Annotated in this window: 17 protein-coding genes; 5 read left to right on the top strand and 12 right to left on the bottom strand. The window is 71.7% G+C overall.

The genetic code is table 11. The annotated features are described in order from the left end of the window. Positions 1–166: 166 nt before the first annotated feature. Positions 167–1507 carry a UDP-N-acetylglucosamine 1-carboxyvinyltransferase gene (murA, locus tag IE308_RS19365; RefSeq protein WP_110628492.1) on the top strand — a complete coding sequence of 447 codons (1341 nt, stop codon included), beginning with the start codon at positions 167–169 and terminating at the stop codon, positions 1505–1507. A gap of 168 nt (positions 1508–1675) precedes the next feature. On the opposite strand, the gene IE308_RS19360 is transcribed toward murA, so the two are convergent. The 9 genes from IE308_RS19360 to IE308_RS19320 all read right to left on the bottom strand — a co-directional run bounded on the left by IE308_RS19360 (position 1676) and on the right by IE308_RS19320 (position 13101). After that, positions 1676–1957 carry an HU family DNA-binding protein gene (locus IE308_RS19360; RefSeq protein WP_003990598.1) on the bottom strand — a complete coding sequence of 94 codons (282 nt, stop codon included), beginning with the start codon at positions 1955–1957 and terminating at the stop codon, positions 1676–1678. 305 nt (positions 1958–2262) lie between these two features. Then, a complete protein-coding gene (locus tag IE308_RS19355; RefSeq protein WP_190218910.1) occupies positions 2263–3678 on the bottom strand; it encodes an NAD-dependent malic enzyme in 1416 nt (471 codons plus the stop codon). A gap of 359 nt (positions 3679–4037) precedes the next feature. After that, positions 4038–6323, bottom strand: coding sequence for a HelD family protein (locus IE308_RS19350; protein ID WP_190218909.1), 2286 nt, complete (start codon positions 6321–6323; stop codon positions 4038–4040). Positions 6324–6383: 60 nt separating this feature from the next. Beyond that, positions 6384–7223, bottom strand: coding sequence for an anti-sigma factor family protein (locus IE308_RS19345; RefSeq protein WP_190218908.1), 840 nt, complete (start codon positions 7221–7223; stop codon positions 6384–6386). Next, positions 7223–7807: a sigma-70 family RNA polymerase sigma factor gene (locus IE308_RS19340; protein WP_030167252.1), complete on the bottom strand. Its 585-nt coding sequence runs from the start codon at positions 7805–7807 to the stop codon at positions 7223–7225. Before IE308_RS19340 ends, IE308_RS19345 begins: the two co-directional genes overlap by 1 nt. A 231-nt stretch (positions 7808–8038) precedes the next feature. Then, on the bottom strand, positions 8039–8647 hold the full coding sequence (locus IE308_RS19335; RefSeq protein WP_190218907.1) for a CGNR zinc finger domain-containing protein: 609 nt from the start codon (positions 8645–8647) through the stop codon (positions 8039–8041). Positions 8648–9513: 866 nt separating this feature from the next. Then, the gene (locus IE308_RS19330; protein WP_110628497.1) at positions 9514–10668 is read right to left on the bottom strand and encodes a uroporphyrinogen-III synthase; all 1155 of its coding nucleotides are present in this window, start codon (positions 10666–10668) and stop codon (positions 9514–9516) included. Positions 10669–10789: 121 nt separating this feature from the next. After that, on the bottom strand, positions 10790–12172 hold the full coding sequence (locus IE308_RS19325; RefSeq protein WP_190218906.1) for a nitrate/nitrite transporter: 1383 nt from the start codon (positions 12170–12172) through the stop codon (positions 10790–10792). A gap of 161 nt (positions 12173–12333) precedes the next feature. After that, complete coding sequence (locus IE308_RS19320; protein ID WP_229908957.1) at positions 12334–13101, bottom strand: PT domain-containing protein; 768 nt, start codon at positions 13099–13101, stop codon at positions 12334–12336. Positions 13102–13561: 460 nt separating this feature from the next. On the opposite strand from IE308_RS19320, the gene IE308_RS19315 reads away from it, so the two are divergent. The 4 genes from IE308_RS19315 (at position 13562) to infA (ending at position 15492) form a co-directional block, all read left to right on the top strand. After that, on the top strand, positions 13562–13726 hold the full coding sequence (locus tag IE308_RS19315; protein WP_229908956.1) for a hypothetical protein: 165 nt from the start codon (positions 13562–13564) through the stop codon (positions 13724–13726). Continuing rightward, positions 13726–14235 (top strand): hypothetical protein, encoded by a 510-nt coding sequence (locus IE308_RS19310; protein WP_229908955.1) that lies wholly within the window; start codon positions 13726–13728, stop codon positions 14233–14235. Before IE308_RS19315 ends, IE308_RS19310 begins: the two co-directional genes overlap by 1 nt. Before the next feature lie 217 nt (positions 14236–14452). Then, entirely contained in the window at positions 14453–15214 is a 762-nt protein-coding gene (locus tag IE308_RS19305) for a GNAT family N-acetyltransferase (RefSeq protein WP_190218904.1), read from the top strand. Positions 15215–15267: 53 nt separating this feature from the next. Next, positions 15268–15492 carry a translation initiation factor IF-1 gene (gene infA, locus IE308_RS19300; protein WP_110628501.1) on the top strand — a complete coding sequence of 75 codons (225 nt, stop codon included), beginning with the start codon at positions 15268–15270 and terminating at the stop codon, positions 15490–15492. A gap of 82 nt (positions 15493–15574) precedes the next feature. On the opposite strand, the gene IE308_RS19295 is transcribed toward infA, so the two are convergent. Genes IE308_RS19295 through IE308_RS19285 form a run of 3 tightly spaced genes read right to left on the bottom strand, consistent with a single transcriptional unit; the run spans position 15575 to position 20522 of the window. Continuing rightward, a complete protein-coding gene (locus IE308_RS19295) occupies positions 15575–16990 on the bottom strand; it encodes an acyltransferase family protein (protein WP_373314531.1) in 1416 nt (471 codons plus the stop codon). Then, positions 16987–19188 (bottom strand): bifunctional polysaccharide deacetylase/glycosyltransferase family 2 protein, encoded by a 2202-nt coding sequence (locus IE308_RS19290; RefSeq protein ID WP_190218903.1) that lies wholly within the window; start codon positions 19186–19188, stop codon positions 16987–16989. Before IE308_RS19290 ends, IE308_RS19295 begins: the two co-directional genes overlap by 4 nt. Continuing rightward, on the bottom strand, positions 19188–20522 hold the full coding sequence (locus tag IE308_RS19285; RefSeq protein ID WP_190218902.1) for a hypothetical protein: 1335 nt from the start codon (positions 20520–20522) through the stop codon (positions 19188–19190). Before IE308_RS19285 ends, IE308_RS19290 begins: the two co-directional genes overlap by 1 nt. Between the last annotated feature and the right edge of the window lie 155 nt (positions 20523–20677).

Genomic DNA, 20677 nt, shown 5'->3' with positions numbered 1-20677 from the left:
TCCCCTGCGCACGGACCCGCCGGTGACCCCATGTGCCCGGTGGCGAACGGTTCGTGTTGTGACAGAGCTATGACGTCGCTGGGTGCTCCGCGGGCTTACGGGAGGGGGGTCGGCGGCGATTACTCTGTCTGTTCTCCCCTGCCCGACTCATCGGAACGCGAGATACATGACCGTCAACGACGATGTCCTGCTTGTCCACGGCGGAACCCCGCTGGAGGGCGAGATCCGTGTCCGCGGTGCGAAGAACCTCGTACCCAAGGCCATGGTCGCCGCCCTGCTGGGCAGTGAGCCGAGCCGACTGCGCAATGTTCCGGACATCCGTGACGTGCGGGTCGTGCGCGGGCTGCTCCAGCTGCACGGGGTGACGGTCCGTCCGGGTGAGGAACCGGGCGAGCTGGTGCTCGACCCGACCCATGTCGAGAGCGCCAACGTCGCTGACATCGATGCCCACGCGGGCTCCAGCCGGATCCCGATCCTGTTCTGCGGGCCGCTGCTGCACCGTCTCGGCCACGCGTTCATCCCGGGCCTCGGGGGCTGCGACATCGGCGGCCGGCCCATCGACTTCCACTTCGACGTGCTGCGGCAGTTCGGCGCGACGATCGAGAAGCGGGCCGACGGGCAGTACCTGGAGGCGCCGCAGCGGCTGCGCGGCACGAAGATCCGGCTGCCGTACCCGTCGGTCGGCGCGACCGAGCAGGTGCTGCTGACGGCCGTGCTGGCCGAGGGCGTGACCGAGCTGTCGAACGCGGCGGTGGAGCCGGAGATCGAGGACCTCATCTGCGTGCTGCAGAAGATGGGCGCGATCATCGCGATGGACACCGACCGCACGATCCGCATCACCGGTGTGGAGAAACTCGGCGGCTACACCCACCGCGCCCTGCCGGACCGCCTGGAGGCCGCCTCGTGGGCGTCCGCGGCGCTGGCGACCGAGGGCGACATCTACGTCCGCGGCGCCCAGCAGCGCTCGATGATGACGTTCCTGAACACCTACCGGAAGGTGGGCGGCGCCTTCCAGATCGACGACGAGGGCATCCGCTTCTGGCACCCCGGCGGCCAGTTGAAGTCGATCGCGCTGGAGACGGACGTGCACCCCGGCTTCCAGACCGACTGGCAGCAGCCGCTGGTGGTGGCGCTGACGCAGGCCACGGGCCTGTCGATCATCCACGAGACGGTGTACGAGTCCCGCCTCGGCTTCACCTCCGCGCTGAACCAGATGGGCGCGCACATCCAGCTCTACCGCGAGTGCCTGGGCGGCTCGGACTGCCGCTTCGGCCAGCGCAACTTCCTGCACTCGGCGGTCGTCTCGGGACCGACCAAGCTGCAGGGCGCCGACCTGGTCATCCCCGACCTGCGCGGCGGCTTCTCGTACCTCATCGCGGCGCTGGCGGCCCAGGGCACGTCCCGGGTCCACGGCATCGAACTGATCAACCGCGGCTACGAGAACTTCATGGAGAAGCTCGTGGAACTGGGCGCGAAGGTGGAACTGCCGGGCAAGGCGCTCGGCTAGCGGTTCAGCGGTTTCGCAGTAGCGTACGGCGAAGGGGCGGCACCCGACTCGGGTGACCGCCCCATCGGCGTTCAGTGCAGCCCTTCAGGGGCGCGGGGAACTGCGCGACCAGCCACGACGGCGCTGCGGTCGCCCACGGCGCCACGCCGTAACGGCGCTCAGGCGCCCTTACTTACCCTTGGCCGCTTCCTTGAGCTTGGAGCCCGCCGAGACCTTCACGCTGTAGCCGGCCGGGATCTGGATCGGCTCGCCGGTCTGCGGGTTGCGGGCGGTGCGAGCGGCACGGTGGGTGCGCTCGAAGGTGAGGAAGCCGGGGATGGTGACCTTCTCGTCCCCCTTGGAGACGATGTCGCCGACGACGTCGGCGAACGCGGCCAGCACGGCGTCGGCGTCCTTGCGGGTCACCTCGGCGCGGTCGGCCAGCGCGGCCACCAGCTCACTGCGGTTCATGTTGTTACTCCCGTGTTCTTCTTGCCGTTGAGGCGTGCCACGCGGCGGAGCCGCATGAGGGGCACCGCGCAGGTCGACAGATCGACATGCGCTCGTGCCCAGGGACGCATCCTGCCCCTACCTGCGGCGGGAACGCCAATCCGGCACCCATGGGAGTCACGAGAACACCCTAGGGAGTCACACGGAAAGCGCCGTCGCCCGGCCGCCACCCTAGAGGGCCGCCGAGGGCAGGTGGTTCCACGACGCGCCGGTGCCGAGGCTGTCGTGGTGATCCTCACAGCCTCCGCGCCGGCCCGCCGAGCGCGTTACGCGGTCGCGCCCGCCGCCTTGGCGGCCTCCCGGACCGCCCCGGCGACCGCGCCCGCGACCTTGTCGTTGAAGACGCTCGGCACGATGTAGTTGGGGTTGAGTTCGTCCTCGGTCACCACGTCGGCCAGGGCCTTGGCGGCGGCGAGCATCATGTCCGTGTTGACGGTGCGGGACTGGGCGTCCAGCAGGCCGCGGAAGACGCCCGGGAAGACGAGGACGTTGTTGATCTGGTTGGGGAAGTCGGACCGGCCGGTGGCCACAACTGCGGCCGTCTGACGGGCGATTGCCGGGTCGACCTCCGGGTCGGGGTTCGCGAGCGCGAACACGATCGCGCCTTCGGCCATGGCGGCGACGTCGTCGCCGTCGAGGACGTTGGGCGCGGAGACGCCGATGAAGACGTCGGCGCCGCGCACCGCTTCCTTCAGGGTGCCCGTCAGGTTCTCGGGGTTGGTGTTGTCGGCGATCCAGCGCAGCGCGGAGCCGGCGGGGGCATCCACCAGGTCCTCGCGGCCGGCGTGGACGACGCCGTGGATGTCGGCGACGACGGCGTTCTTCACGCCGGCGGCGAGCAGCAGCTTGAGGATGGCCGTGCCGGCGGCGCCGGCGCCGGACATCACCACGCGCACGTCGCCGATGCCCTTGCCTACGACGCGCAGCGCGTTCGTCAGCGCGGCGAGGACGACGATGGCGGTGCCGTGCTGGTCGTCGTGGAAGACGGGGATGTCGAGGGCCTCGCGCAGCCTGGCCTCGATCTCGAAGCAGCGCGGCGCGGAGATGTCCTCCAGGTTGATGCCGGCGAAGCCGGGGGCGATCGCCTTGACGATCTCGACGATGGCGTCGGTGTCCTGGGTGTCGAGGCAGATCGGCCAGGCGTCGATGCCGGCGAACCGCTTGAAGAGGGCCGCCTTGCCCTCCATGACGGGCAGCGCGGCCTTGGGGCCGATGTTGCCGAGGCCGAGCACGGCGGAGCCGTCCGTCACGACCGCAACGGAGTTGCGCTTGATGGTGAGGCGGCGGGCGTCCTCGGGGTTCTCGGCGATCGCCATGCAGACGCGGGCGACACCGGGCGTGTAGACCATGGAGAGGTCGTCACGGTTGCGGATGGGGTGCTTGGACGCCATCTCGATCTTGCCGCCGAGGTGCATCAGGAACGTACGGTCGGAGACCTTGCCGAGCGTGACGCCCTCGATGGTGCGGAGCTTGGCCACGATCTCGTCGGCGTGCGCGGTCGAGCTGGCCGCGATGGTGACGTCGATCCGGAGCTTCTCGTGGCCGGACGCGGTGACGTCGAGGCCGGTCACCGAGCCTCCGGAGGACTCCACGGCGGTGGTGAGCTGCGAGACGGCGGTTCCGCTCGCGGGCACCTCCAGCCGGATCGTCATCGAGTAGGAGACGCTGGGCGCCGTTGCCATGGCCGACTTCCTCTGCTTTCACCGTGTCGCGAAGTTGTGCCGTCCGATCGTCGCACCTACCCCTCAGTACGCGGTAGCCGCCTCGGGTTGCGGACGTTTTGTTCACAGCTCCGGTAGCTTTTCGGAAACTGACTTCCACCATACGAGAGAAGATCGGGTAAAGAAAGAGGCCCACGTCACACTTGGTGACGTGGGCCTCTCCGAAGCTGAGTGACACCGACCCGCCATGCTCGCCTCGCGGCAAGTGGTCCCTCTGAGGGACGAAGGTTGGGCCCGGGGGCTTGGATCGGGCCGGTGTCACGTCCAGGCTAACAAACGGATGGCGCGGAGCCATTCCCGTGCGGGGACTTCTTCCGCCCCTAATCGCGCAGAAGGTCCGGCACCCCGTCCGCGTCCGGCTCGTCCCGCTCCCCGGAGACCACCGTCAGCTGCTGCGTGGCCCGGGTCAGGGCGACGTACAGCACGCGCAGGCCGGCCGGGGACTCGTCGGCGATCTCCGCCGGGGAGACCACCACCGTCGCGTCGTACTCCAGGCCCTTGGCCTCCAGGCTGCCCAGCGCCACCACGCGGTCGCCGAGCCCGGCCAGCCAGCGGCGGGCCTCCTCACGGCGCTGCATGGCCACGACGACGCCGACGGTGCCGTCGACCGTGCCGAGCAGCCGCTCGGCTTCCGCCCGCACGGTCTTCTCCAGCGAGTCCTGCACGACACTGAAGCGGGGCCGTACGCCCGTGGAGCGCACCGCCGACGGGGCCTGCGAGCCGGGCATGGCCAGGGCCAGCACCTTCGCGGCCAGCTCGGCGATCTCCGCCGGGTTGCGGTAGTTCACGGTGAGCTGGAAGCGGCGGCGCGGCCGCGTGCCGAGGGCCTCGTCACGGGCCTCGGCGGCCTCGTCCGGGTCGGACCAGGAGGACTGGGCCGGGTCCCCGACGACCGTCCAGGTGGCGTGCCGGCCGCGGCGGCCGACCATGCGCCACTGCATCGGCGTGAGGTCCTGCGCCTCGTCGACGATGACGTGGGCGTACTCGACGCGCTCGGCGGCCAGCCGCTCGGCGCGCTCGCGCTGCGACTCCTCGCGCACCGGCATCAGCTCCTCCAGGCCGGTGAGCTGGTCCAGCGGGTCGAGCTCGCGCTTCTTCCTCGGGCGGGCCGGGGCGCCGAGGATCGCCTGCAGCTCGTCCAGCAGCGCGATGTCGTGCACGGTGAGCCCGTCGCGGCGCAGCGAGCGGGCCACCTTGCGGACCTCGCCCGGATTGAGGACGCGCCGGGCCCAGCGGCCCAGGCGCCGCTCGTCGGCCATCGCGGCGAGCACGCCCGCCGGGGTCAGCTCCGGCCACCAGGCGTCCAGGAACGCGGTGAAGGAGTCCTCGGTGCTGACGTCCTCGTCGAAGGAGGAGCGCAGTTCGGCGGCCAGCTCGGGGTCGGTGTGCCGGCCGGCCGCGCCGGACTTCTCCCACAGGGCGTCCAGCAGCAGCTTGCGGGCGCGCGGACGCAGCAGGTTCACCGGCGCCGTACCGCCGAGCGCGGTGCGGCGCACCCGGTCCAGTTCCTCCGCCTCCAGCTCCAGCCGGCGCCCGAAGGCCACGACCCGCAGCCGCTTCGGCGCCTCCGGGCGCTCCAGGGCGCCGCGGGCGGCCTTGCGCAGCACCTTCAGCATGCGGGAGGAGCCCTTGGCGCGGGCGGTGGCCGGGGAGTCGTACAGCGTGGCCTCGGCGCCGTCGACGAGCGAGCCGATGGCGCGGATCGCGACCTGACCCTCCTCGCCAAGGGAGGGCAGCACGCCCTCCGTGTAGGCGACCAGCAGGGGCGTGGGCGAGACGATCAGGATGCCGCCCGCGTAGCGCCGCCGGTCCTGGTAGAGCAGGTAGGCGGCGCGGTGCAGGGCGACGGCGGTCTTGCCGGTGCCCGGGCCGCCCTCGACGTACGTCACGGAGGCGGCGGGCGCGCGGATCACCATGTCCTGCTCGGCCTGGATGGAGGCGACGATGTCCCGCATGGTGTGGGTGCGTGCCTGTCCCAGCGCGGCCATCAGGGCGCCGTCGCCGATCACGGGCAGCTCGTGGCCGTCGAGGAACGCCGTCAGCTCGGGCCGCATAAGGTCGTCCTCGACGCCGAGGACGCGGCGGCCCTTGGAGCGGATGACCCGGCGCCGTACCACCCGGCCGGGGTCGACCGGCGTGGAGCGGTAGAAGGGCGCGGCGGCCGGCGCCCGCCAGTCGATGACCAGCGGCGCGTAGTCCCCGTCGAGGACTCCTATACGGCCGATGTGCAGGGTCTCGGCGATATCGGCGGTGTTGTCGGAGCGGACGGCCCCCTCGGCGGGCTCCACCGCCGTGTACGCCCCGTCGGGGCCCTTCTTGCCGTCCTTGCCGAGCAGCAGGTCGATCCGGCCGAAGAGGAAGTCCTCGAACTCGTTGTTGAGCCGGTTGAGGTGGATGCCGGCCCGGAAGACCTGCGCGTCCCGCTCGGCCAGGGCGCCGGGCGTGCCGACCTGGGCGCGCTTGGCCGCGTCGTTCATCAGGAACTCGGCCTCGTGGATCTTCTCCTCCAGGCGCCGGTACACCCGGTCGAGGTGTTCCTGTTCGACGCTGATCTCCCGGTCCCGGACCGAGTCGACCGCGGTTTCCTTTTGAGCCTGAGCGGCCACCGGGCCCCCTTCTGACGTGCTGGGCAGCCGTCAACCGTACGCGAAGGGGGCCACCGGAGGCTACGCGTCGACCTCGACCAACTTCTTCCCGTCGAAGGTCATCACCTCGAAGTGGTCGATCTCGTTCGGCTGGAAGGCCGCGCCTCCGCCGATGTAGAGCGGGTTCTTCGCCTCCTCCGACTTGGCGCCCGGGATGCCGTAGCCCCAGTTCGGGACGGACCAGGAGGAGAGGGTCTCGCGCTCGCCGTTGGTGCCCACCGCGATCAGGGAGCACTTGAGCGGGCCCTTGACGTTCTTCAGCTCCAGGACGGCCTGGGTGCCCCAGTCCTTCTTCGCCATGCCGACGGTCGCGGTGACGTCGGTGGCCGGGTCGGTGCCGGTGACCTTGTCGGGCATGGCGGAGAACAGCGTCTTCGCGGGGCTCGCGCCCGCCGCCACATTGCCCCCGGAGTCCCCGCCCGAGGTGGCCACGGCGACCAGCGGACCGCCGATGATCAGCGCGGCCGCGGCCGCGACCAGGTAGAAACTGCGGCGGCGCTTGCGCGCGCGGCGCTCGGCGACCTCGTCGACGAGCTTCTCCGCCAGCCGCGGGCTGGGCCGCGCGGACAGCGACTCACCGATCGCCGGGGTGCTGCCGGAGCCCGGCAGGTCCGCGAGGGCGGCGAGCACGGGCTCCATCCCGGCCAGCTCGTCGAGCTGCTGGGCGCACCATTCGCAGGTCGCCAGATGCGCTTCGAAAGCGGTTGCTTCGGCGTCGTCGAGAATCCCGAGGGCGTAGGCGCCGACGGTTTCGTGCTCGTTCGGCACGGACGCTCCCTGCCCGGAACTCATGGGACCCATGGGGCCAGACATACCCGGACCACCTGGCCCGTACCCCTGCATTCCCCCGTACCCGCTCATCACGCCGTCACCCCCCGCTCCTCCAGTGCCAGCTTCATCGACCGAAGGGCGTAGAAAACCCTTGAGCGGACGGTGCCACTGGGGATGCCCAGCGTCTCGGCCGCCTCGTTGACGGTACGCCCTTTGAAGTAGGTCTCGACGAGGACCTCCCGGTGGGCCGGGGTCAGGTCGTCGAGCGCGTCCGACAGCGTCATCAGCCACAGCGCCTTGTCGATCTCGTCCTCCGCGGGGATGACCTCCAGCGGCGACGGATCGACCTCCTGCGGCCGGGCCTGCCGGCTGCGGTGGCCGTCGATGACGATGCGGCGCGCGACCGTCACCAGCCAGGGGCGTACCGATCCGGTCGCTCGATTGAGCTGGCCGGCGTTCTTCCAGGCACGGATGAGCGTCTCCTGCACGACGTCCTCGGCGCGCTGCCGGTCTCCGGCGACCAGGCGCAGCACGTACGCCAGCAAGGGTCCGGCGTGCTCTCGATACAGCGCACGCATCAGCTCCTCGTCAGGTTCCGAGGGCTGTGAGGACATGCGATGTCGGGCCCTCGATCCACGTTCATTGGCCACGGCCGCATCCTTGCGCACGCCCACCTCCGGTGTCCGGGGGTTCCCCCAGTCGGTCGCTCGACCACGGGTACGGAGACGGGGCTTCGGATGTTCAAGGTGAGGTGACAGATTTTCTGCCGGGTGACGTGACGAGAGGGGACATGGGCGCACATGTCGGCCCCGCGTTCTTTACATTTACCCCACAAGGGGAAGGGAAGTAATCCGAAGGGAATCGCTTTCCCTACGGGACCGTAAGTAAACGGGACGTAATGCAAATCACACGCGTGCGGCGCGCCTCCGGTGCCGTGCGACGCGTTCCCGGTTGCCGCAGACCTCGCTGCTGCACCAGCGCCTGCGGTGGCCGCGGGAGGTGTCGAGGTACACGATCGGGCAGTTGTCCCCCGCGCACTGCCGCAGGCACGCTCGCGCGACGGGATCGGTGAGCAGCTCCACGGCGTCCCGGGCGACGACGGCGAGCAGCGCGGGGGCGGTGGGCGGTGCGTCCAACTCCCTTACGAGGAGACCGTCGAGGGTGCGGACGGCGCGGGGGGCGGGGGGTGCGGTGCGGGCGATGTCGTTGACGCGGACGAGGGTGCGGTCGTACGACGGCACGCCGACGCTCTGTAGCAGTGCGCCGGGGTGCAGCCACTCCTGCACCAACTGTCCCACCAGTTCCCTCAGTTCACGGAACCCCAGCAGCCAGGACGGGTCGGCGTGCGCCAGCGGCGTGCCCGGCGGCACCATCCCCGAGCCGGCGATCCACGCCCGCAGCACCTCGACGGACCCGAGGCGTTCCCCGGGGTGCGTGGTCGCGAGGAGATCCAGGCAGATCCGTCCGGCGCCGAACCGCAGCTCGTAGGGGGCCGTGGCCGTACCCAGTGCCATGTGCCTGTCACCGCCTAGGGGTTACCAGGGGCTGTGGGGGTCGATCCCGGGGTCGTCCTTCTACAGTGCCTGCCCGCGGGCGCCCCCGGAACCCCTCGTACCGGCCGTGAGCGGTGCCGGTGCCTGCGGCGGCGTGTGCGGGTGGGTGGGTGGTTGCTCGCGCAGTTCCCCGCGCCCCTGAATGCCTGCGGCGGCCCGCGCGGGTGAGTGGGTGGCTGATGTAGCGCCATCTGCTGGTGGGGGGGTCGGGGCCGCGCCGGGGGGTATCCGTCCTCGGTGCGCCGCTGCGTACGGTCAAATTGGCACCCTCTCTTTCCGGCGCCCGCTGCGGGCGGACACCCCCCGACACGTCCCCTCCCCGCCGCGGGCGCCTACCGGCCGCCCTGACTGCGGCAGCGAGGCCGCCCCGCTGGGGGGTATCGGGCAGCCACACCGCTGAGGCGGCGCCCACCCAGCAGCGGCCGCCAGTCCGCCTAGCTGCGGGGCAGCCGCCCCGCTGGGCCGGCGCCCACCCAGCAGCGGCCGTCAGTCCGCCTAGCTGCGGGGCAGCCGCACCGCTGGGCCGGCGCCCACCCAGCAGCGGGCCGTCTATCCGCCTAGCTGCGGGCAGCCGCACCGCTGGGCCGGCGCCCACCCAGCAGCGGGCCGTCTATCCGCCTAGCTGCGGGCAGTCGTGCCGCTGGGGCGGCACGGGTGGGCGCAGCGGCACCCCGTAGCGCCGGGCTGCGCCGCCCACCCCCGGCCCGCATCAGCGCCGGGTGCCGAGTCGTCGGCGGGTGCGGGTGGCCGTAGCGCAGGGGCGGCACCCATGAGCACCGGGCGCGCGGCCAACCCCCGGGGTAACTCGACCCCAGCCGCGCACATGACTACGCGTCGGCGTACTTCGCGTCCGCCGCTGGGTCCAACGCCAGCCGGTACCCCCGCTTCACCACCGTCTGGATCAACTTCGGCGCACCCAGCGCCGTACGGAGCCGGGCCATCGCCGTCTCGACGGCGTGCTCGTCCCGGCCCGCCCCCGGCAGCGCCCGCAGCAGATCGGCCCGCGCCACCACCCACCCCGGCCGCCGCGCCAGCGCCCGCAGCAGTGCCATCCCGGCCGGCGGCACCGGCCGCAACGCCCCGTCGACCAGCACCGCGTGCCCCCGGATCTCCACCCGGTGCCCCGCGACCGGCAGCGCCCGCGCCCGCCCCGGCAGCTCCTGGCACAGCAGCTGCACGAGCGGGCCGAGGCGGAAACGCTCCGGCTGTACGGTCTCCACCCCGCGCGCCTGCAACGGCACCGCCGTCACCGGTCCCACACAGGCCGGCAGCACGTCATGGTCGAGCGCGGCGAGCAGCTCCGGCAGCAGACCGCGCTCCTCCGCCCGGTTGAGGAGGGACACCGCGGCCGGGGCGCTGGTGAAGGTCACCGCGTCCAGGCCGCGCGAGACGGCCGCGTCGAGCAGCCGGTCCAGGGGCGAGACGTCCTCGGGCGGCATCCACCGGTACACCGGCACCCCCACGACCTCCGCCCCGCCCTCCCGCAGCGCCTCCACGAACCCGGGCAGCGGCTCCCCGTGCAGCTGGACGGCGATCCGGCGGCCCTCGACGCCCTCCTCCAGCAGCCGGTCGAGCACCTCGGCCATGGACTCGCTCGACGGCGACCACTCCTCGGTGAGCCCGGCGGCTCGTACCGAGCCCTTCACCTTGGGCCCGCGGGCCAGCAGCTCCACCGCGCGCAGCCGCTCCAGCAGGGCCTCGCCGAGCCCCCACCCCTCGGCGGCCTCGATCCACCCCCGGAACCCGATCGCAGTGGTGGCGACGACCACGTCCGGCGCCTGGTCGATCAGCTGCTTGGTCGCGGCCAGCAGCTCACCGTCGTCCGCGAGCGGCACGATGCGCAGGGCGGGGGCGTGCAGGACGGCCGCGCCGCGGCGCTGGAGCAGCGCGCCCAGCTCGTCGGCCCGGCGGGCGGCCGTCACGCCCACGGTGAAGCCGGCGAGGGGCCCGTGTTCCGATGGCTGCTGTTGTTCGTCGTACATAACTCTCGTCCCGCACTCGAGTTCGTGTGCACCGGGGTGTGCACTACGTGCCGTCCATGCCGACCGAGCCTGTCAACGGCTCGTGACAGGCTCGGTTCGGCTTTATGTCGCCGGTGTTACGTCACACCTCCGCGTAGCTGAGCTGCGGCTTCGCCTCGGCGGCGGTGGTCGCCTGGGAGCGGGCGGCACTGCGTCGAAGGTATACGGCCCAGGTGACGGCGAAGCAGACGGCGTAGTAGGCGAGGAAGGCGACGAAGGCGCCGGTCCCGGAGCCGTAGGAGAGGAAGGACTGGCGGAAGGCGAGGTTGATGCCGACGCCGCCGAGCGCGCCGACGGCTCCGATGAGCCCCATGGAGGCGCCGGACAGCCGCCGCCCGTAGGCGGCCGCGGCCTCACCGGTGAGCCCCTGCGCCTGGGCCTTGGCCTGGAAGATGCCGGGGATCATCTTGAAGGTGGAGCCGTTGCCGAGCCCGGTGAGGACGAAGAGGACGACGAAGGCGACGGTGAACAGGACCAGCGACTTCTGCATGGACGCGGCGATCAGGACGGCGGTCGCGGCGCCCATGGCGACGTAGTTGTAGAGGGTGATGCGCGCCCCGCCCCACCGGTCGGCGAGCCAGCCGCCGAGCGGCCGGATGAGGGAGCCGAGCAGCGGGCCGATGAAGGTGACGTACGCGGCCTGCAGCGGCGTACGGCCGAACTGGTTGGTGAGGACCTGCCCGAAGGCGAAGGAGTAGCCGATGAACGAGCCGAAGGTGCCGATGTAGAGGACGGCCATGATCCAGGTGTGGCCGTCGCGGGCGGCGTCCTTGGCGGCGCCGGTGTCGTTCTTGACGTTCTCCAGGTTGTCCATGAACAGCGCGGCGAGGACGGCGGCTACGACGATCAGCGGGATGTAGATCCCGAGCAGCACGCGCGGCCCGCCGCTGGCACCGATGATGGCGAGGGCGGCCAGCTGGATGACGGGCACGCCGATGTTGCCGCCGCCGGCGTTGAGGCCGAGCGCCCAGCCCTTCTTCTTCAGCGGGAAGAAGGCGTTGATGTTGGTCATGGAGGAGGCGAAGTTGCCGCCGCCGACGCCGGCGAGGAGGCCGACGAGGAGGAAGGTGGAGAAGGAGGTCCCGGGCTCCATCACCAGGAAGGCGGCGACCGACGGGACGAGCAGCAGACTCGCGGAGATGATCGTCCAGTTCCGCCCGCCGAAGATCGCGACAGCGAAGGTGTAGGGGACGCGGACGACGGCCCCGACCAGCGTCACCATCGAGGTGAGCATGAACTTGTCGGCGGGGGTGAGGCCGTACTCCGGGCCCATGAAGAGCACGAGCACGGACCACATGGTCCACACGGAGAACCCGATGTGCTCGGAGAGGACGGAGAAGAGAAGATTCCGCCGGGCGACCTTCTCCCCCGTCTCCTTCCAGAACGTCTCGTTCTCCGGATCCCACTGCCGGATCCAGCGACCGCCCCTGCTCGGGGGTGCGGGGGCAGTACCAGTGGCTGTCATGACGCCTCCACGGTGCGACGGGGCTCGGTGGTGCTGTGTGCCTGGGAGTGGCTGAGTCCCGACGGTAGGGAGGACGCGTTTCGTGGCTGTGGCTGCCGGTGACCGGAAGGGAACGTTGCTCTCACCTTCCGCTACGGCGGCCGGTGAGGCGGCCGGCGGTGTCAGCCGACCCAGTCGAGGGTGTCCGTGCCCCCCTTGTCCCAGCTGATCTTCACGGAGTCGCCGACGCGGACCAGGTTCCCGCCCTTGCCCTTGCTCTCGTCGTCGCTGCCCATGGGCGCGAGCGCGATCCGGAACGACCCGTCGCTGCGGTCCTGCCCGATGCCGATGAGGATGCCGTCCCCGGAGGCGATCCAGTTGCAGTTGTAGTAGCCCTTGTACTGCCCGGAGGTGAACTTCTCCCCGATGGTGAGGGTCTTCCCCTCAGTGCTCTGCCACTGCCCCTTGAACCCGGTCGCGGGCGCGCCCCCGGGCGCGTCGGTGGGCTCCTCGGTCGGCTCGTCCGTGGGCTCTGCGGTGGGTTCCCCGGTGGGGCTCTCCGAGACAGTCGGCTCATCGGTCGGGCTCTCGGAGACGGTCGGCGCGGCGGAGGTGCTGCCACCTGCCTGCGGGGTCCCGCCCCCGTCGTCGTTGGTCACGAAGAACACGGCCCCGGCGACGAGGGCCACGGCGACGACGGCACCCCCGATGATCAGCGCCAGCCGCTTGCCCTTCGCACCGCCGTCACCGGGCGGCGGCGGATACCCGCCCGGGGTCCCGTACGGGGGCTGCGGCTGCCCGAACTGCGCCTGCGGATACGGCGCTTGCCCACCGTAGGGCGGCTGCCCGCCGTAAGGAGACTGACCGCCTTGGGGCTGCCCACCATAAGGAGGCTGCCCGCCGTACGGCTGCTGCTCGGGTATCGGCGGCCCGCCGTACGGATTGGGCACCGGCTGCCCCGGGGGCTGCGGGGGCGTGGGCGAGGCGTACGGCCCCGGATAGGGCGGCTGTTGCGGCGGCGGCCCCCCATACCCATGACCGGGTCCGGGTCCGGGACCGTGTCCCTGTCCGTCCTGCGGGGGCTGGGCCGGTGGGTATGTCATCGGGAGACGTTCTCCTTGTCGGCATGAGCGGTACTGACGGCACTTCACGCGCCAAGCGCCCCACCAGTCTTCACCACACACCGAACGGACACGGCCCGTTTTCCACGGCCGTGCCGTCGCCCACAGCCCCCGCCGGAGGTCAGGGGATCGGGTGACCGAATACACGTATGTGAGACAGGGCTGTCCCGCCTAGTCTGGCCATCGCCACAACCATCTACGGGGGAAATGGCGCCTGGAAGCGACTTCGCCTCCTCCCCGGCGCAGAAGAAGGCGGCTTGCGGGCGGCAACAAAACAGTGGTCGTTCCCGTGGAGAGCCAGGCGCTCGGCCGCACGTTCCAGTGTGACGAGTGGTACCACGCAATCGGCTCGCATCAGCAGATCGTGTCCGGAATGGTGGTGGTGACTCCGCCGGATCAGGGCCGCGAAGGCACCCGCGCGGACGTCTCCCGCGGCGACGAGGAGAACCGCTGATGATCCGACGTGCCGCCCCCGCTCTTGCCGCGCTGGCGGCCGTCCTCCTTCTCGCCTCGTGTTTCGGCTCGGGCGGCGACGGCCGTCAGGGGTCCGAGCGGTCCGCAGGGCAAGGGTGGAAGAAGGACGCGGGTGCGGCCGAGGTGGCCGCGTTCATGGGTGTGACGGTGCCCGAGGGCGCCACCCGGACCAAGGGTGCCGTCCAGGTCAATCCGCAGGAGGACGTCTACCTCCTCTCCTTCGTCACCACCGAGAAGAACGCCGAGGGCGTCGCGGCCGACCTGCACGCCCGGGAGCCTTTGCGGGCGAGGAAGAAGGACTTCGCCCCCGAAGGGGAACGGTTCGGCCACCTCGGCCTGCCCGAACCGCAGACGCTCACCGGGACGCGCTGGGCCGGGGTGTGTCCGCCCTGCGCCGACGACACCCGCCGTACGCGGGTGCAGTGGATCGAGATCTACGTCCAGTCCCTCCAGCCCGACCAGGCGAGGGTCTATCTGCAGGCCTTCTGAGAGGCCACCGCTCAGCAGACCGCACCTTGGGGAAAAACCATTGGCCGGCCCCCTCCCCCGCCAAGTAACCTGCACGCGACCGTGACTGAGTCGAGGAGGTGAGACCCGTGAACGCAGCAGCGAAGTGGGGGCTCCCTCGTTCCGTCACGGTGTGCGACTGACCCAGGTGTCGTCGGGAGCGCCTCGTAACTACGGCACTCCTGAAAGGCGGACCGCCATGAACACCGGGAACACAGTCAGTACCGCTCGCCTCGCCGAGGACCGCTGGGAAGCCCTGTCCGGGGACCGCGTCGTCGGACACGGCGACCTCGCGCGCCGCGCCGACGGGCGGCTCTTCCTCAGCATCGACGTCTGGCAGGACGAGGCCTTCGACCAGCTCGCCGCCGCGATGCTGGCGGACCTCGACCGGCCGCTCCACACCCTGGTCGGCGAGGACGACCACTCCCTCACGGCACGCTGGGAACGGCTCGGGTTCGCCGTCGGGCGCCGGGAGTGGGAGTACGTCCTGCCCACCGACCCCCGAGAGACGGGCACCTCGCGCCTCCCCGCGGGGGTGACGATCCTGCCCGCGGGCGAGGCGGACGAGGGTCCGCTGCGCGCGCTGGACCGGGCGATCCGGGACGAGGTCGAGGCCACCGTCGGCTGGCACACCATGCCCGCCGAGGTCGTCCCCCGCGCGGCGATGGTCGTCGAGCCGTCGAAGTACGCCGTCGCCGTCCTGGACGGCGCGTACGTCGGCCTCGTCCGCGTCGCCCGCGTGCCCCGCCGGGCGCGGATCGGGCTGCTCGCCGTACGGGCCGACCTGCAGCGGCGCGGCATCGGACGGGCCCTGCTGACCCACGCCCTGGGCGCGCTGCACCGGGACGGCATTGGGCCCGCCCGGGCCGAGATCGACGCGTCCAACGCCGCGGCGATCGCGCTGGCGGAAGGTGTCGGCGGGCGCCGAGCGGGCAGTTGCCTTGAGCTGGTGCGCCACTGACACCGGCCCCCACACCACACCACCCCACCGACCTCTTGGAGAGACGGAACACCTTGGCACGAACAGCGAACGGCCTGGAGATCGAGGGCACGGTCATCGAATGCCTGCGCGACGCCACCTTTAAGGTGGAGCTGCAGAACGGGCATCACGTGCTCGCCCACATCAGCGGCAAGATCCGTAAGCACCACATCCGGATCCTCCCGTACGACCGCGTCCTCGTGGAGCTCAGCCCGTACGACCTGACCCGCGGGCGGATCCTGTACCGCTACCGCAACTGACCCGCCCCAGCAGAAAGCGCGCGCCCGGTGGAACCCGGGCGCGCGCCGCGCCGACCGTCACCCGCGAACAGCGTGTCCCGCGTCAGCGACGCGCCCGCTGCCGCCCCTTCTGCCGGCCCCTGTCCTTCTGCCGCCCCTTCTTCGCGCCGTTCGGCCACAGCCGGGGACTGCGCTTCGCCGCGATGTCCTCCACCCAGCCGAAGGCGACGATCGCCAGCCCGATCAGCGGCCACACCAGGGCGAACATCCACAGCATGTACGTCGAGTCCAGCGCCGCCGTCGCCCGGGCGTTCTCCATGAACGGCAGGCTGTACGCCAGGTCGATGATCGGCACCGTGGAGATGATCAGGAGGTTGTGCCACAGGTAGATGGTGACCGCTCGGTTGTTGGAGAGCGTGACCAGCTTGTCCCAGCGCGCCAGCCGGCCCGGCAGCTCCTGCCAGGACGGCGAGTACTGGAGCAGGATGACGACGAAACCGAAGGACCAGGTCGCCTGGGCCAGCGGAATGTCGTTCAGGTCCCAGCCGTCGGGGCCCTGGTGGCCCGAGGCCCACCACAGGCCGAAGGCCATCACCAGGCCGGCCGCGGAGACGGCCACATAGCGCGGAATCTGCTTGAGCAGGCCCTCCTGGTGGGCGAAGCCCAGCACCCAGCAGCCGCCGTAGACCGCGAAGTCGGTGACCGCGTTGCCGGTCTCGCCGGGGATCTTCACCACGCCGGTGCCCACCACCGCGGTCAGCGCCAGCGGCGCCACCAGGGTGACCCAGGGCAGCCTGCGGAAGGCCCACAGCAGCAGCGGCGAGGCGACCACGAACCACAGGTAGGCCCGCAGGTACCACAGCACGCCCGCCGCCTGCACGGCCCAGGTGTTCTCCAGCAGGCCGGACTTGGAGCCGAGACTCCACGGGAACGGCGGGGCGCCGACCGGGACGATGTAGTTGAACAGCTCAACGATGCCCCACGTGCTGCCGTCGGGGTTGTCCGTGGGGTTCCAGCCGCCCGCGAGCATCATGGCCAGCGCCACCGCGCTGAACGCCCACAGCGGTGGCAGCAGGCGCCGGACCCGGCCGCGGATCACGCTGAGCGCCGGACGGTTCAGCGAGCGCGCCATCAGCGAGCCGGCCAGCGCGAACATCACGCCCATCGACGGGAACAGCACCGTCAGCCAGGCCCACCCGAACAGGTGGTAGACGACGACGCGGACGAGGGCGAGGGAGCGCAGCAGGTCCAGGTAGCGGTCACGGCCGCCGGGCTTGCCGGCCTTCTTCGGGGCGGGTGCGGGTGTCTCGGGGACCTCCGCGGTGCCGACGGCCGCGGACCGGGGGGCCGGTTCCGCGCCGAGGGCCGCGTCCGTGACGTCCGTCGTCCGCTGCTGCGGCAGCCCGTACAGCGCGTCGTACGCCGATCCGTACGACGGCTCGGCCGGCCCCTCGTACGCGGGCACCGGCGAGTCAGGTCCCGGCGAGCTCGGGCTCTGGCTGGGGTATCCCTGCGTCATCCGACGGGCCTCCGATCACTGCTGCCGCCCGTGCGCTGACGCGGTACCGGACCGCCGGGCGCCTCCACGACGCCGGTGCGGCGCAGCTTCTGCCAGCGCAGCCGGCCGCCGGTGAGCGCGGTGATCCAGGACTGGAGGAGCACGACGTACATGAGCTGGCGGTACAGGATCTGCTGCAGCGGCAGCGAGATCAGGTGGGTCATCTTCTCCTTGTCCAGGCGGAAGGCGTAGGCGGCGCAGACCAGCTGGATCGCCAGGACGCCCAGCCAGGCCACGATCGTCTTCTGCGTCGGGCCGAAGATCACGCCGTACAGCAGGAACACGTCGATCAGCGGCGCCAGCAGCGGGGCCACGACCATGAACAGGGAGACCAGCGGCAGGCCGACCCGGCCGAAGCGGCCCGAGGGGCCTCGCTCCACCAGGGCCTTGCGGTGCTTCCAGATCGCCTGCATGGTGCCGTAGGACCAGCGGTAGCGCTGGGACCACAGCTGCTGGACGGACTCGGGGGCCTCGGTCCAGGCGCGGGCGTTCTCCGCGTAGACGACCCGCCAGCCGTCGCGGTGCAGCGCCATGGTGACGTCGGTGTCCTCGGCGAGCGTGTCCTCGCTCATGCCGCCGATCCGCTCCAGCGCCGAGCGCCGGAAGGCGCCGACGGCGCCGGGGATGGTCGGCATGCAGCCGAGGATGTCGTACATGCGCCGGTCGAGGTTGAAGCCCATCACGTACTCGATGTGCTGCCAGGCGCCGATGAGCGAGTCCCGGTTGCCGACCTTGGCGTTGCCGGCGACGGCGCCGACGCGCCGGTCGCCGAACGGCTGGACCAGTTCGCGGACGGTGGACGGCTCGAAGACGGTGTCGCCGTCCATCATCACGATGATGTCGTGACGGGCGTTGGCCAGGCCCCGGTTGAGCGCGGCCGGCTTGCCCGCGTTGAGCTGCCGGATGACGCGGACGTTGGGCAGGCCCATCGCCTCGACGATGCGGGCGGTGCCGTCGGAGGAGCCGTCGTCGATGACGAGGACCTCGATGGGGTGGTCGCTGTCGGCGAGCGAACGGACCGTGTTCTCGATGCACTTGGCCTCGTTGTACGCCGGGACCAGCACCGACACCGGTTCGGTGATGGGCGGTCCCCAGCTGAAGCCGCGGCGGCGCACCCGGCGGGCGTGGATGCCGGACAGCAGCAGCATCAGCACGAACCGGCCGATGACGAGGGCGCCGATGATGGACAGGCCGACCACGAGGACGTCGGTGATGTGCTCCGCGGCCTGGACCAGGAAGATCCACGCCTTGCCCTTCCACAGCTCGGGGCCGGTGACCTCGGTGTGGGCGCTGGGCGCGTCGAGGGCCTCGGTGAGGTTGTCGAACTCGTAACCCTGGGCCTGGAGTTCGGGCAGGAACCTGTCGAGCGCCTGCACGGTCTGGTGGCGGTCGCCGCCGGAGTCGTGCATCAGGACGATGGCGCCCTTGCCGCCGTGCGGTGTGGCGCGCCGGATGATCTCGTCGACGCCGGGCTTCTGCCAGTCCTCACTGTCGGTGTTGTTGACGACGGTGATGTAGCCGCGGGAGCCGATGTACTTCGTCACGGGCCAGGACTTGTCGTCCATGGCGTCGGCGAAGGAGGAGTACGGCGGCCGGAACAGCGAGGTGCGGATGCCGGCGGCGCCGGTGATCGCGAGCTGGTTCTGCGACAGTTCCCAGTCGATGCGCTTCTTGGACTGGAAGGACAGGTCGGGGTGGTTGAAGGTGTGCAGGCCGACCTCGTGGCCCTCCTCCACCATCCGCTGCACCAGGTCCGGGTAGCGCGAGGTCATGGTGCCGGTGACGAAGAAGACCGCGTGCGCGTGGTGCTTCTTGAGGACGTCCAGGACCTTCGGGGTCCAGGTCGGGTCGGGGCCGTCGTCGAAGGTGAGGACGAGCTTGTGGTCGGGGACGCCGAGGCTGGTGGCGCGGCCGCCGCGGGTGTCGATCACCGGGCCGCCGTCCACGATGTTCTCGGGGACCTTGTCCGAGGAGGCCTCGGGCTGGATGCGGTGGTCGGCGAGGATCTCGCTGTGCACGTAGCCGCGCAGCATGAGCATCGCCATCAGGGCGACGAGGACGAGCACCGGCAGCAGCAGGCGCATGGGCAGGCGGCGTCGCCGGGAGCCGTCACCGGCTCGGGAGGCGGGCTGCCGGTGACGGCGGGTGCGGGATGCCATCAGAGGGTGTTCTCCGGGGAGTCCGAGGACAGGGCGGGCGAGGATGAGGCGACGCTGCCGGCTTCCTCGGCGGGGCTCTGTGTGATGGGTGTGGGGTCGCTCGGACCGTCGGCGACGGTGCCGGTGCCGCCGCTGTCACCGGTGCCGGTGGTCGCGGTCTCGGTCGGCGTGGGCGAGGTGGCGGGGCCCTCGGTCGGCGTGGTCGGGTCCGGCGCCGGGTCGGAGGTCGCGGGCGGCACGGAGGTGCCCGGGCGGGGCACGGTTCCGCCGCCGCCTCCGGTGCCCGGGGTGGACTTGGTCGCCGTCGGCGCGGGGTCGGCGGTGGTGGCCTGCCCGCCGGAGCCGGTGCTCGCGCCGGGAGCGGTGCCGGTGGAGGCGCCGGGGGACGGCGTCGCGCCGTCGCTCGCCGACGCGCTCGCGCCCGGGGAGACGCCCGGGGAGCCGGAGGGCTGTGCGGACTGGTCCGGCAGCGGCGTGGTGTCGACCTCGCCGGCCGGTTCCTCCTTCTTCTGGTCCGGCACGGGCAGCCACGGCGCGCTGGAGTTCCCCGACACCAGCGTCGCCACGATGACCACGGCATACACCGCACACGCCAGCCCGATGAGAATCCCCAGGCGGCGGAAGGTGCGGCTGCGGCGGCCGGACTCGTCGACGAAGACCGGGCCGTCGGAGTTCTCCGAGGCGCCGAGCGGCGCGGCGCCGGCGGGGCGCAGGCCGCCCGCGCCGAGCTGGACGGCGTCGAGCTGGACGGTCACCTCGTGCGGGTCGTGGGTGGCACCGGGGTCCGGCAGCGCGTCGGCGCCGGTCTCGGCCCAGGGGTCGCGCACGGCGGGCGCGGGGCGGGCGGAGGAGAGGAGCTGGGTGGCGTCGGCGGGGCCCGTCTGGGGCAGGACGGCGGTGGCGTCCGCCGGGCCCACCGTCGGCAGCACGGCCGTCGCGTCGGCCGGACCGGCCTGCGGGATCACGGCGGTGGCGTCCGCGTCGGCGTAGCCCCCGGTGTGGCCCTGCGCGCCCCCGGTGTAGCCGTGCGCGCCCCCGGTGTAGCCCTGCGCGCCCGGTGCCGGGTACGGGCCGGCCGTACCGCCGAGTCGCGCCCGCGCCGCCCGGGAGAGGAACTCCGCCTGCGGTCCGGCGGCGGGGCCGGGGACGCCTGGGGCGCCGTGGCCGTGGAACGCGGCCGGGCCGGGGAGTCCGGTCCGTCCGCTTCCGTCGAGTACCTCACGTCGCCCGTTGTCCGGGAACGCCTGCGTATCGCCCCCCGTTTCCGGCAGGCTCCGGGTCGCGGATGCGGCCTCGGGCCATTCCGGTTGGGCGTCTTCCCGCCAGTTGTTCACGCGTGTACATCCCCCCACGGGACAGTTCTGGAAGCGCACCCGACCCCGAGCACCTCGTCGTCGGAACCGGGCCCCCACCCGGTCCGAGCGCCCCCTTTACCACACCGTGCTCAGGCCATGAATGTAGCGCACGCGGGGGTCCCGTGTTCGCCACG

It is taken from the genome of Streptomyces griseosporeus, assembly GCF_014656055.1.
Lineage (GTDB): Bacteria > Actinomycetota > Actinomycetes > Streptomycetales > Streptomycetaceae > Streptomyces > Streptomyces griseosporeus.
Note: the sequence above shows the minus strand (reverse complement) of the source record. Positions and strands in the feature narration are given on the sequence as shown.